At 68.7% G+C, this 14,257-nt stretch carries 12 protein-coding genes; 6 read left to right on the top strand and 6 right to left on the bottom strand.

Annotated features, from left to right (window positions below):
* Positions 1–75 precede the first annotated feature (75 nt).
* Positions 76–1,146 carry an MBL fold metallo-hydrolase gene (locus tag HWX62_RS20030; protein ID WP_175931188.1) on the bottom strand — a complete coding sequence of 357 codons (1,071 nt, stop codon included), beginning with the start codon at positions 1,144–1,146 and terminating at the stop codon, positions 76–78.
* 307 nt (positions 1,147–1,453) lie between these two features.
* Between HWX62_RS20030 and HWX62_RS20025 the strand changes: the two genes are divergently transcribed.
* Positions 1,454–2,359: an HTH-type transcriptional regulator ArgP gene (locus tag HWX62_RS20025; RefSeq protein WP_175931187.1), complete on the top strand. Its 906-nt coding sequence runs from the start codon at positions 1,454–1,456 to the stop codon at positions 2,357–2,359.
* Between the two features lie 163 nt (positions 2,360–2,522).
* The gene (locus tag HWX62_RS20020; RefSeq protein WP_175931225.1) at positions 2,523–2,735 is read left to right on the top strand and encodes a DUF1059 domain-containing protein; all 213 of its coding nucleotides are present in this window, start codon (positions 2,523–2,525) and stop codon (positions 2,733–2,735) included.
* Positions 2,736–2,837: 102 nt separating this feature from the next.
* On the opposite strand, the gene ltaE is transcribed toward HWX62_RS20020, so the two are convergent.
* The 3 genes from ltaE to HWX62_RS20005 form a co-directional block, all read right to left on the bottom strand.
* Positions 2,838–3,851, bottom strand: a complete 1,014-nt coding sequence (ltaE, locus tag HWX62_RS20015) for a low-specificity L-threonine aldolase (protein ID WP_175931186.1) — start codon at positions 3,849–3,851, stop codon at positions 2,838–2,840.
* Between the two features lie 117 nt (positions 3,852–3,968).
* On the bottom strand, positions 3,969–4,517 hold the full coding sequence (locus HWX62_RS20010) for a hypothetical protein (protein ID WP_175931185.1): 549 nt from the start codon (positions 4,515–4,517) through the stop codon (positions 3,969–3,971).
* Between the two features lie 13 nt (positions 4,518–4,530).
* A complete protein-coding gene (locus tag HWX62_RS20005) occupies positions 4,531–4,857 on the bottom strand; it encodes a hypothetical protein (RefSeq protein ID WP_175931184.1) in 327 nt (108 codons plus the stop codon).
* A 481-nt stretch (positions 4,858–5,338) separates the two neighbouring features.
* Here HWX62_RS20005 and HWX62_RS20000 point away from each other — a divergent pair, with 481 nt between their 5' ends.
* From HWX62_RS20000 to HWX62_RS19990, 3 genes are read left to right on the top strand one after another with little or no spacing between them, the layout of a single operon-like run.
* Complete coding sequence (locus tag HWX62_RS20000; protein WP_175931183.1) at positions 5,339–6,751, top strand: cytochrome ubiquinol oxidase subunit I; 1,413 nt, start codon at positions 5,339–5,341, stop codon at positions 6,749–6,751.
* Positions 6,752–6,780: 29 nt separating this feature from the next.
* Positions 6,781–7,788, top strand: a complete 1,008-nt coding sequence (gene cydB / locus HWX62_RS19995) for a cytochrome d ubiquinol oxidase subunit II (RefSeq protein WP_175931182.1) — start codon at positions 6,781–6,783, stop codon at positions 7,786–7,788.
* Positions 7,760–7,939: a hypothetical protein gene (locus HWX62_RS19990; RefSeq protein ID WP_175931181.1), complete on the top strand. Its 180-nt coding sequence runs from the start codon at positions 7,760–7,762 to the stop codon at positions 7,937–7,939. Before cydB ends, HWX62_RS19990 begins: the two co-directional genes overlap by 29 nt.
* A gap of 124 nt (positions 7,940–8,063) precedes the next feature.
* On the opposite strand, the gene HWX62_RS19985 is transcribed toward HWX62_RS19990, so the two are convergent.
* The gene (locus HWX62_RS19985) at positions 8,064–9,740 is read right to left on the bottom strand and encodes an alkaline phosphatase family protein (protein WP_175931180.1); all 1,677 of its coding nucleotides are present in this window, start codon (positions 9,738–9,740) and stop codon (positions 8,064–8,066) included.
* A 250-nt stretch (positions 9,741–9,990) separates the two neighbouring features.
* Here HWX62_RS19985 and HWX62_RS19980 point away from each other — a divergent pair, with 250 nt between their 5' ends.
* Positions 9,991–10,212 (top strand): hypothetical protein, encoded by a 222-nt coding sequence (locus HWX62_RS19980; RefSeq protein ID WP_011548933.1) that lies wholly within the window; start codon positions 9,991–9,993, stop codon positions 10,210–10,212.
* 69 nt (positions 10,213–10,281) lie between these two features.
* Here HWX62_RS19980 and HWX62_RS19975 read toward each other — a convergent pair whose 3' ends face one another.
* Positions 10,282–14,109, bottom strand: a complete 3,828-nt coding sequence (locus HWX62_RS19975) for a DUF748 domain-containing protein (protein ID WP_175931179.1) — start codon at positions 14,107–14,109, stop codon at positions 10,282–10,284.
* Positions 14,110–14,257 lie beyond the last annotated feature (148 nt).

Genomic DNA, 14,257 nt, shown 5'->3' with positions numbered 1-14,257 from the left:
CGGATACCTGGACGACGAACGGCGCCCGGCCGTTTCGACATCGGTCCGGAATTTTTTTCGAGCCTGCGCTGGCCGCTACGACCGGCCATCCATCACGACGCGCCCTTCGGCGCGCCAGCGCAGCATCCCGCCGCCGAGATTCGCGACCGCGTCGAAGCCGGCCTTCTTCAGGATCACGGTCGCCTGCGCGGAGCGCCCGCCGGCCCGGCACACGGTCACGACCGGCCGGTCGTGCGCGATCTCGCCGATGCGCGCGGCCAGTTCGCCGAGCGGGATCGGCGTCGCGCCGGGCAGATGGCCGAGCGGCCCGGTGAATTCGTCCGGCTCGCGCACGTCGACGACCTGCACGGCCGGCAGATGATCCTCGAGCCATTGCGGATCGATTTCCCAGAAGCCGGCGAACGTATAGACGAGCGGCGCCCAGTCGGGGGCCGCCTGCGCATCGGGCGCGTTCGCCGCGACACCGCACTGCAGGTTCGCCGGCACCGCGACGTCGATCTGGCGTGGATGCGCGAGGCCGAGGTTGCGCATGTAACCCGCGAAATCGTCTTCGCTGAGATCGCCGCCGAGGCGCGGGTTGAAGCGCCGCTCCTCGCCGACGCTCGTCACCGTGAGCCCGCGGTAGTCGTGGGCCGGATACAGCAGGCACGCGGCCGGCAGCGTGAACAGCCGCCCGTGCACCGCGCGGTACAGCGCGCGCGGGTCGCCCTGCTGGAAGTCGGTGCGGCCGGTGCCGCGGATCAGCAGGCAATCGCCGGTGAACGCCATCGATTCGTCGTCGAGCACGAGGCTGATGCAGCCGCTCGTGTGGCCGGGCGTCGCGCGCACGCTGAGGTAGCGCGAGCCGAATGCGCAGCGCTCGCCGTCGTTCAGGTAACGGTCGGCGCCCTGCGCGCCGCTCGCGGCCGAGATCGCGATCGCGCTGCCCGTGCGCTGCTTCAGCAGCCACGCGCCCGTCACGTGATCGGCATGCACGTGCGTGTCGACGGTCGCGACGAGCCGCAGCCCGAGTTCGTCGAGCAGCGCCGCGTCGCGGCGCACCTGCTCGAACACGGGATCGATCAGCAGCGCTTCGCGCGATGTGCTATCGGCGAGCAGATACGTGTACGTCGACGATTGCGGATCGAAAAGTTGCCGGAAGATCATGGCTCGGTTGCTCCGTCGCTTGTTCTTCAGTGGAGTGTAGCCGGGCTCGTGTGCCGTCTGTGGTCGTCGGGCACCGGCATCGGCATCGGCATGACGACATCGCCGCCGCTCGGGCGGCATCGCGCCGCCGCGTTTCGCGCATGCATACAGCGTAGATCAAAACGCCCGCGCCGCCGCGCCGCCCATTCGCGGCAACCGATTCCGACGACGAATCCCACGGCGGGACGATCCGCCGCGCCGGGACGGCAGGGCACGCTGCCTTACACTACGGCCTGTTTTCGTCTCCGCCCACAGGAATGCCCCCGACATGTCGATGACGATCGATCCGAAGCAGGCCGCCGCGCTGCTGGCCGTCGCCGATACCGGCAGCTTCGAGCAGGCGGCCGTGCGCCTGCACGTGACCGCGTCGGCCGTCACGCAGCGGGTGCGCGCGCTGGAAGCGAGCCTCGGCACGCCGCTCGTGCTGCGCACGCGGCCGTGCCGCCCGACGGTGGCCGGGCAGCGCGTGCTGCAGCACCTGCGCCGCGTCGCGCTGCTGCAGGCCGACCTGCAGAGCACGCTCGCGGCCGAGCGCGAATCGCCGATCTCCGTGACGATCGCGCTGAACGCCGACAGCCTCGGTACGTGGTTCCTGCCCGCGCTGACGTCCGTGCTCGCCGGCGAGCGGATCCTGTTCGAGCTGATCGTCGAGGATCAGGACCACACGTTCGCGCTGCTCGAAAGCGGGATGGCGGTCGGCTGCGTGACGACCGAGCCGAAGCCGATGCGCGGCTGCATCGCGACGCCGCTCGGCACGATGCGCTACCGGCTGCTCGCGGCCGCCGCGTTCGCGGTGCGCTGGTTTCCGCGCGGGCTGAACCGCACGAGCGCGCGCCACGCGCCCGTCGTCGCGTATTCGCGGCGCGACACGCTGCAGTCGTCGTTCCTGAAGGAGAAGTTCGGCCTGCCGGACGGCGCGTACCCGTGCCACTACGTGCCGGGCACCCATTCGCACTTCGCGGCGGTGCGGCACGGGCTCGGCTACGCGATGGTGCCGGAGCCGCTGATCGGCCCCACGCCGCTCGACGTGCAGGGGCTCGTCGATCTGGCGCCCGCGCATCCGACCGACGTCACGCTGTACTGGCACGCGTGGGCCGTGCAGTCGCCGACGATGGCATCGCTGTCGGAGCGCGTGGTCGAAGCGGCGCGCCGCTTGCTCGCCCCGTTGCCGTGACGCGCTGGCAGCCGCGACGGTGATCGACACGGCCGGCCGGCGCGGCAAGCACTGCGACGAGAAACTCGGCCGCGCCGCCTATACTTTTTCCACCGGCCTCGCAAACGCGCCGCGCGGCCGCTCATCCCGGTCCGGCCGTTCCCTTTCCTGTGAGGAGAACATCATGTCCCGCCGCTATATCGATTGCCGCGAGTTTCCCAGCGCGACGCATTGCTCGGTCGCCATTGCCGCCGACTCCGACACCGAACTGCTGGAAGCCGCCGTGCAACACGCGGTCTCGGTGCACCAGCACACCGACAGCGCCGAACTGCGCACGCAGTTGAAATCGCTGTTCCACGACGGCACGCCGCCCGTCGACACGCCGCCGCAAGCGTAATCCGCCGGCACGGCAAGGATCGACCGCGAACGCGCCGCGCCCCTTCCGTGTCTTGCGTCATGCCGCGTCGCGCCGGCCCGCCGCCGGCCGGCGCACTCCGCGTTACGCGCGACGCTGCGCGAAATACGCGCCGACCGCGTCGATGAAGGTATCGATGTCCGCGCGCGACACGTCGCAATGCGTGACGAAGCGCGACGCGTACAGCATCTGCGTGAGGATCCCGCGCGCCTTGAGCCACGCCTCGAGCGGCGCGCAATCGGCTTCGGGGAATTGCGCGAACACCATGTTCGTCGCCTGCGACAGCACCTTCACCGGATCGATGCGCGCGAGCCCTTCCGCGAGGTGCGCGGCATTCGCGTGATCGTCCGCGAGCCGCTCGACGTTGTGATCCAGCGCATACAGGCACGCCGCCGCAAGAATGCCCGACTGCCGCATCCCGCCGCCCAGCACCTTGCGCCAGCGCTGCGCGCGCTCGATCAGCGCACGGCTGCCGACCAGCACGGAGCCGACCGGCGCACCGAGCCCCTTCGAGAAGCAGATCGACACGGTGTCGAACGGCGCGCACAGCGCCGCGATCGGACGACCCGACGCGACGGCCGCATTGCATACGCGCGCGCCGTCGAGGTGCGTGGACAGCCCGCGGCTGCGCGCGAGCGCGACGGCTTCCTGCACATAGCCTTCCGGCAAGACCTGGCCGCCGATCGTGTTTTCGAGCGCGAGCAGGCGCGTGCGGGCGAAGTGGTTGTCGAGCGGCTTGATCGCCGCGGCGATCTTCGCGAGCGGCAGCGTGCCGTCCGGCGCGTTCTCGATCGGTTGCGGCTGGATGCTGCCGAGCACGGCCGCGCCGCCGCCTTCGTACTTGTAGGTGTGCGCGAGCTGGCCGACGATGTACTCGTCGCCGCGCTCGCAATGCGACATCAGCGCGGCCAGGTTGCTCTGCGTGCCGCTCGGAAAGAACAGGCCGGCTTCCTTGCCGGCCAGCTCGGCCGTCGCCGCCTGCAGGCGCAGGACGGTCGGGTCGTCGCCCCAGACGTCGTCGCCGGTTTCGGCGACGGTCATGGCGGCCAGCATCGCCTGGCTCGGACGTGTCACGGTATCGCTGCGTAAATCGATCATCGCTGTGCCCTGAGTAAACGCGAGCCGGCATCCCAGCGTCCGGCCCTGCCGAAAACGAGACTCAGAGTGTACGCAATTCACGCCGCGCGTGCCGATGGAGGCGCGCGATCGTGCGGATCAATATCGCGGCGGCGGCGGCTGGATGCCGGCCGGCGGCATCGGCGGCGCCGCGCGCGGCGCACCGCCGTATCCGCCACCGCCATACGCGCCACCGCCGCCGCTCATCCCGCCCGGCACCGGCACACGGTTGCCGGTCGCATACATGCACTGCAGATACGCGTAGTCGTAGCGGCGCTGGACGTCGTACGCCGAGCCCTGCGCGGCCCCCGCGCCGACGACGCTGCCCGCGAGCAGCCCCGCGCCCGCGCCGACCGCCGCGCCGGCGCCGCCGTTGAACGCGGCGCCGGCCGCCGCGCCGAGCGCGGTGCCGACGGCCGCGCTGCCGACCGCGCTCGCGGTCGACGCCTGCCCGGCGCTCACGCCGCCCGATTGCTCGAACGCGTACTGACGGCAACTGCCGTCGTCCGCGCGGAACTGGTCGAACGACTTGCCGGTGCCCGGCAGCGCCATCACGCTCGGCCCGGTCGGCATGTACGCGCATGCCCCGAGCAGCCCGGCCAGCGCCAGCGCGGCCGGCACGCGCAGCGGTCGAAATACGGTCTTCATCGTCGTGCCTCCGTCACTGCGGCCGCGCCGGCACCGGTCGCCAGCCCGACGCACAGGTCTTCACATGCGGGTAGTAATGCTTCGACGCGTCGCAGTAGTACCAGAGGTTCGCGTCGCCGTTGTCCTGTGGCTGCCCCTTCTCGACATACTCGGGCGGCGGCGGCGGAGCGACCGGCACCGCGACGACGGGCGGCGGGTAGTAGTACGGCACAGGGACGACAGGGGCGTAATACGGGTAACCGGGGCCGACATAGACCCCGACCCGGGCGGCATGCGCCACGCCGCCCGTCGCGACCGCCACCGCGGTGGCCGCGCCCAGCGCGAGCTTCAATCCATTCACGTCACGTTCTCCGGCAGGCCGGTTCGTCGATGCGAACCCGACATCCGGAACGCTACGCCGCGCGCGGTCTGGCTTCCATTACGGGCGAACGCGCGAATGTTGCGCGACGTTACCCGTGTGACAGACGGCCCGCCGACGGCTCGCGCGGTCCGGACGATCGCGTTACGCGTTTAACGCACCGAAACGAATCGCCTCCCTGCCCGCTGCCTGGCTCCTGCGCAAAACCGTTCCGATGACGCGACGCGCCATATTGACGCACGTGCGTCAGACCGCCACGCCGCGGCGATGCGTACCGCGAACGCCCTTCTTGATACGAATCAACGATTTATCCGGAAAGGGCGCGCGACGGTCTGGACATCTGCGACGAGTTGGCGCATTTCGCGGTGCAACATCGCGGCCCATACTCCAGCCAACCCCGACGCCTGTCCGCCGGGGTCCGCCGGCACCCGCCGGCGGGTATCGTCAGCCTCGGTCATCTGGTATGGACACCGCACTTTCGGCCCTCGATCTGGCCCGCCTGCAATTCGCGTTCACCGTCTCCTTTCACATCGTCTTTCCGGCGCTGAGCATCGGCCTCGCCAGCTTCATCGCCGTGCTCGAATACCGCTGGCTCAAGACCGGCAAGCAGTACTACAAAACGCTCTGCCTGTTCTGGTCGAAGATTTTCGCGGTCGCGTTCGGGATGGGCGTCGTGTCCGGCGTCGTGATGAGCTACCAGTTCGGCACCAATTGGTCGGGCTTCTCGAGCTTCGCCGGCGCCGTCACCGGCCCGCTGCTGATGTACGAGGTCATGACCGCGTTCTTCCTCGAGGCCGGCTTCCTCGGCATCATGCTGTTCGGCTGGAACCGCGTGAGCCCGCGCGCGCACTTCGGCGCGACGCTGATGGTCGCGATCGGCACGCTGATCTCGACGTTCTGGATCCTCGCGTCGAACAGCTGGATGCAGACGCCGCAGGGCTTCGAGATCGTCGACGGCCGCGTCGTGCCGACCGACTGGTTCGCGATCGTCTTCAACCCGTCGTTCCCGTACCGCCTGTTCCACATGGCGATCGCCGCGTTCATCGTCGCCGCGCTGGTGGTGGCCGCGACGGGCGCGTGGCACCTGCTCAAGGGCCGCCGCGACAAGGGCGTGAAGAAGATGTTCTCGATGGCGCTGTGGCTGCTGCTCGTGCTCGCGCCGCTGCAGGCCGTGATCGGCGACCAGCACGGCATCAACACGCTGAAGCACCAGCCCGCGAAGATCGCCGCGATCGAAGGGCTGTGGGAAACCGAAAAGGGCGGCACCGCGCTGAACCTGTTCGGCATCCCGGACATGAAGGCGGAAACGACCCGCTACGCGGTGAAAGTGCCGCACCTCGGCAGCCTGATCCTCACGCACAGCTGGGACGGCGAGATCCGCGGGCTGAAGGACTTCCCGCCCGAAGACCGCCCGAACTCGACGGTCGTGTTCTGGAGCTTCCGGATCATGGTCGGCCTCGGCTTCGCGATGATCGGCCTGGCCGCGCTCGCCTGGCTGCTGCGCCGCCGCGGCCGCCTGTATGAATCGAAGGGGTTCCAGCGCTTCGCGCTCGCGATGGGCCCGACCGGCTTCGTGTCGCTGCTCGCGGGCTGGGTGACGACCGAAGCCGGCCGCCAGCCGTGGGTCGTGTATGGCGTGATGCGCACCGCGCAGGCCGTGTCGCCGCTGTCGGTGCAGCAGGTCAGCCTGTCGATGATGACGTTCGTGATCGTGTACTTCCTGGTGTTCGGTACCGGCGTGTACTACATGCTGAAGCTGATGAAGGCCGGCCCCGCGCTGCCCGACGTCGCACATGACGAGAAGCCGGACACGCGCCCCGATCACACCGCGCGCCGCCCGATGTCGGCCGTCGACGAGCTGATCGAGACCGTCTGAGCCCCCTCCCTTCGCATACGAGAAAACCTATGGACGTCACCGTAATCTGGGCCGCGATCATCGCATTGGGGCTCTTCATGTACGTCGTGCTCGACGGCTTCGACCTCGGCATCGGCATCGTCTTCCCGTTCTTCCCGGACGAGAAGGAACGCGACCTGATGATGAACACGGTCGCGCCCGTGTGGGACGGCAACGAGACGTGGCTCGTGCTCGGCGGCGCCGGGCTGTTCGCGGTGTTCCCGGTCGTCTATTCGACCGTGCTGTCGGCGCTGTACCTGCCGCTGATCTTCATGCTGGTGTGCCTGATCTTCCGCGGCGTGTCGTTCGAGATTCGCGCGAAGGCGCGGCGCACGAAGCAGCTGTGGGATCTCGCGTTCATCGGCGGCTCGGCCGGCGCGACGCTGTTCCAGGGCATCGCGCTCGGCGCATTCCTGCAAGGCATCGACGTGAAGGACGGCGTATACGCCGGCGGCGCATTCGACTGGCTCACGCCGTTCAGCCTGCTGACCGGCCTCGGCCTGATCGTCACGTACGCGCTGCTCGGCTGCTGCTGGCTCGTCGCGAAGACCGAAGGCGACCTGCAGCGCCGCCTGCATCGCGTCGTGTGGCCGCTGACCGTCGTGCTGCTCGGCTTCATCGCGGTCGTCAGCCTGTGGACGCCGCTGCAGGATCCGGCCATCGCGCAGCGCTGGTTCGATTCGGGGCTGTTCTGGCGCCTGCTGCCGGTGCCGTTCCTGGTGGCCGCGTGCGCGGTGTGGATGCGCCGCGCGGTGCGCGACCGGCACGACATGACGCCGTTCGTGCTCGCGCTGGCGCTGGTGCTGCTCGGCTACGTCGGCCTGCTCGTCACGCTGTTCCCGTATGCGATTCCGCAGACGATGACGATCTGGGAAGCGGCGGCGCCGCGTTCGAGCCAGACCTTCACGCTGGTCGGCGCAGCGGTTATCCTCCCGATCATCATCGCCTACACGACGATGGGTTACTGGGTATTCCGAGGCAAGGTGCGCCATGAAGACCAGCATTACTACCACCACTGATTCCTCTGCCGGCCAGCCCGGCGCGCCGCGGCCGCGAATGCGCGGCTGGATGTGGTTCGTCGTCTTGTGGGCGGGTGGCGTGGTCGGCGCCGTCACGCTCGGCTATGCGTTCAAGATCTTCATGAACCTGACGCTGTTTGCGGTGAAGTAGGCGAAGCGGCCGCTGCGATCGAACGACGATCGCAGCGGCTGTTTTCATATCGCCGGCCGATTCGCCAGGTTCTACCGTTCGATGCGCCCCGGTCATGCCGCAGGCGCACTGCCCTTCCCCACGCTCAACGCCCGATACCGAGCCCCGGCAACACGTGCGTGTTCTCGGCCACGACCGCCTGCAGCAGGCGCGGGTCGGCGCCGAGCAGCGCGAGGATCGTCGGCGCGACCTGCTTCGTGCCGACGAGATCGTTCACCGTGCGCGCACGATGAATGCCCGGATACGACACGAGCAGGCCCAGGTGGCTGTCGTCCGGCGCGTTGCCGCCGTGCTCCTCGTCCTTCTTCGTGCTCGACGTGTAGATCACGCCCGGATTCGGCTGGACGACGATGTCCGGCGTGCGGCCGTTGGCCGGATCGCCGAAGCGATCGGCGAGCGCCGCGCCGTACAGCACGTACGCCTGCGGGCCGTCCGCGCAGATTCCCGGCGCGTTGCAGCCGAGGTTCGCCTTCAGCGTCTGCACCACCGCCGTGCGCTGGCTGCGGTCGCGCAGCCAGATCAGCCCGACGTCGTCGGTCTGCACGAAGCCCGTGCCGACCAGGCCCGAACCGTCGTTCAGGTTGCCCGTCGCCGTATTGTTCTGGCCGAAGTTGCCGTTCGGGTCGAGGAAGTTGTTCGCTTCGAGCAGCTTCGTCAGCGTGTCGCCGTTCTTCACGAGCTTCGTGCGATCGCTCGGCGACTGGCCGTGCTTGGCCGTGACGATCACGGCCGTCGACGTATACAGGTTCGCCTGCTTCAGCGCCGCGACGACGCGGCCGATCGCGTCGTCGACATACGTGATCGCGTTCGCGACCTGCCCGTTCGGCGTGAAGTCGGCGTCGAGATAGCCGCCGCCCTTCGCGACCGGCGCCTTCTGCGCGACGCTCAGCGTCTGGAAATTCGCGCCGAACAGCGTCGGCACCGGCGCGCTCTTCGTGCCGGTCGAATCGCGGCCGCCGATCTGGTTGATCAGCGCCTGCACGTGCAGGTTGTCGAAGCGCGCGGTGTGCGAGTAGACGTCGGTGTAGGCCGTGTTGGTCGCCGGGTCGATCGAGTTGATCTCGGTGCGCATCAGGTCGTCGACGCCCGTGCCCGACGGGCCGTTCAGCCAGTCGTAGCCCCACGCGTGCTTGTCGGCCCACGCGGTGCGCGCGTTCGGCACGCCGGCCTTCACGGCCTCGAACACCGTGTTGGTCTTCACGTAGTTGTGCGGGTAGACCGGCACGCACTGGCCGTTGACCTTCGCATGCGGGATCGCCTGCGGATTGAACGCGCCGCCGCCGTCGAGGTGCACGAGCGCGCCGCCGTTGAGCGCATCGATGCCGGTCGTCTCGTCGAACACGACGTTCCAGCCCTGCTTGCCCGAGCAGGTCGTGTCGCTCGGCGCGTACAGGTTGCGGTCGTACGACACGTCGTAGAACAGGCCGGCCGTCTTCGGCGAACCGCCCGTCACGAGTGCGGCGAGGCCCGGGAACGAATCCGACAGGCCCGGCGTATACGCATTCGCGTACGTCACGCCGCTCTTCGCGAGCACCGCGATGTTCGGGCACGTATTTGCGCCGATGCAGCGCGCGAGATCCTGCTCGTGCAGGCCATCGATGCTCAGCAGCAGCACGTGCTTCACGACGCGGCTCGCCCGCCCGTTGCCCTCGCCCTGAGCGTTGCCGTCCTGTTGCGCCGCATGCACGCCCGCGCCGGCGAGCGCCAGCGCGCCCGCCACCATCACCGCCATTTTCCGTTGCTTGACGAACCTGGAAATCATCACCCCACCTCACCGATTGATGTTGAACTGCGTGACCTGCCATCAGGCGCACAAAATATCGCCGGATCGTGCGGCGCTCGGATGAAGCGGGGCTTTCTGTTCTCTGTCAAACGTAACCAATCGCAAATGACACGAAGCGGTCGCAATCGGCGGTCATCGCGTGCGCCCGCCGTGCAGCGGGATTTTTTTTCGGCTTGGCCCGCGACTATTGGTGTGTGATAAAGGGTTTTCCCTGACCCGGAGCACGAGTATGTCGACCCTGGAAGCCCTCCGGTTCGTGCTGGACGATGCACGTACCCCCGAAATCATCCGCCATCACGTCGTCGACGCGCTGCAGTACGCACTGCGCAACTACGGACAGGTGTTCACCGCGAAGGAAGTCGAGTGGCTGACGCAGTGGGACGACGCGCGTCTGCCGCTGGCCGCGAGGAAGGAGCTGGACAAGCGCGAACCGGCGATCGCCGGGCGCTGAAGGACGCTGAAAAAACCGCCGCGCCCGGCGGGTGCGGGCGCGGCGTCGGATGACGGAAGGCGGTCGCGCTTACTGCAGCCCGAAATCGACGCGGGTCGTCGCGCCCTTGTCCGAAATGCCCTTCGCGTCGAGCTTCGGCGCGACGACGAACATGCGGCTCGCATCGATCTTGCCGTCGAGGTACTGGCGCACGACCTGCGCGCGCTGCTGCGCGAGCGCACGCAGCGCGTTGTCGTCGGCCGGCGCGTGATCGGCGAGCGCCTGCTTCATGTCCGCATCGGGCAGCGTCTTCTGCAGGCCGACGAGGTTGCGCGGCTTCTTGAAGTCGGCGGCCTTGTACGCGCGCGTCAGGTACTTCGAGTATTCGGCCTTGTCGACCTTCACCGACATCGGGTCGATGCTCTCGCCCTGGCCGACCACGTCCTTCAGCTTCTGCTGGCGCACCAGCCGCTCGACGTACGCGTCGCGCAGCCCCGGCGTGTCCTGCGCCGGATCGACCCGGCCGATCAGGTCGAGGCGGATCGACGGTTTCTCGGTCAGCATCTTCACGACGGTGTCGAGCTTCTTCTGCTGCGCGTCGGTCAGTTCGGACGAGCCCGGCGCGAACTCGACGTAGCCGAGATCCTCGCCGCCGCCTCCGCCGAACGCATTCGCGAGCAGCGTGAACGGCGACGTGACGGCCTTCGCGATCAGGTTCAGCACGGCGTGCCAGATCAGCCCGCCGACGCTGAACTCCGGATTCGACAGCGAGCCCGACACCGGCAGGTTCACGTCGATCTGGCCGCGCGTGTTCTTCAAGAGCGAGATCGCCAGCTTCACCGGCAGCTTCGTCGCCGTGTCGTTCTCGATGCGATCGCCGAACGTGAGCTGGTCGATGAAGATGTGGTTGTTCGCCGACAGCTGGTCGTTCGCGAGCTGGTAGTGCAGGTCGACGTTGAGCTTGCCCTTCGTGATCGGGTAGCCCGCGTACTTCGCCGAATACGGCGTCAGGTTGGTCAGCTCGATATCGTGCGCGACCGCCGTGAGGTCGAGCGCCGGTTTCTCGATCAGCGGATTCACCGAGCCCTTGATCGAGATCGGCCCGTTGCCCGCGAGGTTCGCGGCGACGTCGACCGGCGCGGACGTCGTCGAATCCGTGCCGAACGCACCGACCGTGCCCTTGATCGCGACGAGGTTCGCGGTGTAGTTCGGCTTGATGAAGTTGTCCGTGTACGTGACGCGGCCGTTCTGCAGCACCAGTTCGCCGAAGTGCATCCGCACCGGGTTCTGCGGCTGCGGCGCGGCCTTCACGACCACCGTCGCCGACGCGGCGGCCGGTACGGACGCCTGCTGCGCGGCCGCGGCCGATGCGGCCTGCGCGGCGGCCGGCGGCGTCACGCCCGGCGACAGCGGCACCGGCTCGCCCTTGCTCGCGTCGCGCGTGAGCGACTGCGCGGGGCCCGTCTCCTTCGCGACCACGTCCTTCAGGTTCAGCCGCCCCTGCGCGTCGAGCAGCACGCGGCCGTAGAAGTTCGAGAACGTCACGCGCGCCGCGTCGACGTCGGTGCCCTTCTCGTCGTAGTTCGCCTTCAGGTTGGACAGCGCGAGCGAGCGCCAGCCGGCGAACGGGTCGGAGGTCGCCTTGTCGAGCATCCGCACGTCGACCAGCGCGACGTCGCCGCGGTAGGTCGCGCGGGGCGTGTCCTTCACCTGCGCGAACGTCAGGTTGCCCTGCGCGTTGAGCAGCGCGCTCGCGATCGTCGCGTTCAGCGCGCTGCCGAAGTACGGCTCGAACGCGGCCGCGTCGAGGCGGTTGCCGTTGATCTTCAGGCCGAGCTTCAGCGGCTGCGCGGTCACGTCGCCCGTCACGTTCAGCGAGCCCTTGCGGTTCAGCGTCGCCTTCAGTTGCACGGGCAGCGGCTTCGTCAGGTCGTCGCTCACCTTCTGCACCGACAGCTCCAGCGGCTTGATCGCCAGCTTCACCGGGCGCGGCGTCGACAGGTCGGTGAAGTTCGCGGCCCCGTCCTTCACGTTCAGCGCGTCGATCCGGTAGTGCCACGTCGGCGCGGCGGCCTGGGCCTTGCGCGCGACCGTGCGCGCCGGCACCGCCGCCTGAGCGGGTTCGGCCAGCGCCGCGAGGTCGATCTTGCCGTCCTTCAGCCGCTTCACGTCGAGCGCGAGGCCCGTCGCGTCGACGCTCGCGATCTCCGCGGTGCGCGCGGCGACGTCGACCTTCGTGATCTTCGCATTCGCGTCGGGCAGCGCGATCGCGGGCGCCTTGTTGTCCGGCGCGGCGATCTTCAGCGACTTCAGGCTGACCGTGCTGTCGGCGACTTCCGCGGCGAGCGGCGTCTTGCCCCAGTCGGTCTTCGCGTTGACGGTCGCGCCGAGCGTGCCGTCGAGCACGCGCGCACGCGTCGCCTCGCCGAGGTACGGCTGCAGCGCCGGCAGCGCGAGCGCGGCGACCGTCAGCTTCGTGTCGGCCTGCTTCGCGGCGAGGTTGAACGCGCCTTCGGCCTTCACGTCGCCGCCGCGCGACAACGACGTCGACAGCGTGTACTTCGCCGGCGTCTTGCCCTGCAGCGAGAAGCCGTCGAGCGTCGCGGCGAGCTTCGTCAGCGACATCGCGGTCGGCGTCGCGGGCACGCGGTCGTCGATGTTGATCGTGCCGCCGTCGATCGCGACGTGGCGGATCGTCAGGTCGAGCGGCGGTGCTACCTTCGCGGCGGCGCTGCCTTCGGCCTTCGCGCCGCTGGCGGCGGCGACGGCGGTACGGGACGCGGCGGACGCACCGGAAACGGCGGCGGCCGACGCGACCGGCTGGCCGGCCGCGGCCTTCGGCGCGGCGGCCGGTTGCGCGACGAGCTTCTCGACGTTCAGCACGCCCTGCTTGTCGCGCGACAGATCGACCACCGGCTGGTCGAGCCGGATCTCGTCGAAGTGCATCGCGTTGCGCAACGGCTCGAGGCCGGCCGCCGCGACGTGCACGCCGCGCGCGGCGAACAGCGGCGCCGACGCGCGGTCGGTCACCTTCGCGTCGTTCAGGTCGACGGTGCCCGACACACGCAGCGCGGGCGTCTCGCCGCTCATCACGAAATTGACCGTGAGGTTGCTGCTGAGCAGGCCGCTCGTCACGGCCACCGGCAGCTTCGCCGGCACGTACGAAATCAGCTTCGGCACGTCGATACGGTCGAACTTCAGCGCGATCTCCGATTCGCGCGACTGCGCGAACGGCTTGGTCTTGCCGTCGATCGAGATCGGGCTGCCGTCGAAGCGTGCGCGCAGCGTCGGCTCGACGAAGATGTCGGTCTTCGAGGCCAGCGTCGCGATGTACGGAATGCCGAGCGTCCAGTTGTCGACCACGTGCTTTTCGTTCAGCAGGCGGTCGTCGAAGTCGATCCGGCCGTCGTTGACCTGGATGTTCGATACCGAGAACGGCGTCGGCTTGCTGTCCGGCTTCGGCGACGGCGACGAGAACTTCTCGATCAGGTCGGTGAAGTTGAAGCGCTGCGCGTCGTAGCGGATGACGTGAAAGCGCGGCGAATCGAGGCGGATTTCGTTGACGATCGGCGCGCCGCGGAACAGCGACGACCACGACGGCCTCACGACGAGCTTGCCGATGTCGACGAAATCGCCCTGGCCGCCGCGCTCGCCGAGATGAATGCCGTCGGCTTCGAGGTTCAGCGTGTACGGGTTCAGCGCGATGCGCTGGATCGTGGCCGGCCGGTCGAGCTGCTTGCTCAACTGCTGTTCGGCGACATGGCGGATCAGCGGCGGCGCCGCGAAGAAGCCGAGCAGTCCGAATAAAACGACGAAGATCAGCACGCCGATGCCGATACGCCGGGTCCGGCGGGAGCGTGCAACGCCGCCGAGGGCATGGAGGGTCGAGGTTACGGTTTCTTTGTCTGCGCTTGCCATGCTTGAATGCCTCGGGAATGGATGCCGGGCCGCGCCGGTCAACCGGTGCGGCCGCGCACGCTATCCCGAAAGTATAGGCTCAGGAGGGGACGGAACGGAGATCGGGCGCCGCCGCCGCGCCCGCCGGTCGGACAACGGCGGCGGTCAA

The organism is Burkholderia sp. BCC0506 (assembly GCF_902833145.1).
Taxonomy (GTDB): domain Bacteria; phylum Pseudomonadota; class Gammaproteobacteria; order Burkholderiales; family Burkholderiaceae; genus Burkholderia.
This window is presented reverse-complemented; position numbering and strand designations above follow the sequence as displayed.

Excerpts from the sequence above, each read along its gene's own strand:
- HWX62_RS20030 (WP_175931188.1), bottom strand. The coding sequence starts at position 1,146 with ATGATCTTCCGGCAACTTTTCGATCCGCAATCGTCGACGTACACGTAT.
- HWX62_RS20025 (WP_175931187.1), top strand. The coding sequence starts at position 1,454 with ATGTCGATGACGATCGATCCGAAGCAGGCCGCCGCGCTGCTGGCCGTC.
- HWX62_RS20020 (WP_175931225.1), top strand. The coding sequence starts at position 2,523 with ATGTCCCGCCGCTATATCGATTGCCGCGAGTTTCCCAGCGCGACGCAT.
- ltaE (WP_175931186.1), bottom strand. The coding sequence starts at position 3,851 with ATGATCGATTTACGCAGCGATACCGTGACACGTCCGAGCCAGGCGATG.
- HWX62_RS20010 (WP_175931185.1), bottom strand. The coding sequence starts at position 4,517 with ATGAAGACCGTATTTCGACCGCTGCGCGTGCCGGCCGCGCTGGCGCTG.
- HWX62_RS20000 (WP_175931183.1), top strand. The coding sequence starts at position 5,339 with ATGGACACCGCACTTTCGGCCCTCGATCTGGCCCGCCTGCAATTCGCG.
- cydB (WP_175931182.1), top strand. The coding sequence starts at position 6,781 with ATGGACGTCACCGTAATCTGGGCCGCGATCATCGCATTGGGGCTCTTC.
- HWX62_RS19990 (WP_175931181.1), top strand. The coding sequence starts at position 7,760 with ATGAAGACCAGCATTACTACCACCACTGATTCCTCTGCCGGCCAGCCC.
- HWX62_RS19985 (WP_175931180.1), bottom strand. The coding sequence starts at position 9,740 with ATGATTTCCAGGTTCGTCAAGCAACGGAAAATGGCGGTGATGGTGGCG.
- HWX62_RS19980 (WP_011548933.1), top strand. The coding sequence starts at position 9,991 with ATGTCGACCCTGGAAGCCCTCCGGTTCGTGCTGGACGATGCACGTACC.
- HWX62_RS19975 (WP_175931179.1), bottom strand. The coding sequence starts at position 14,109 with ATGGCAAGCGCAGACAAAGAAACCGTAACCTCGACCCTCCATGCCCTC.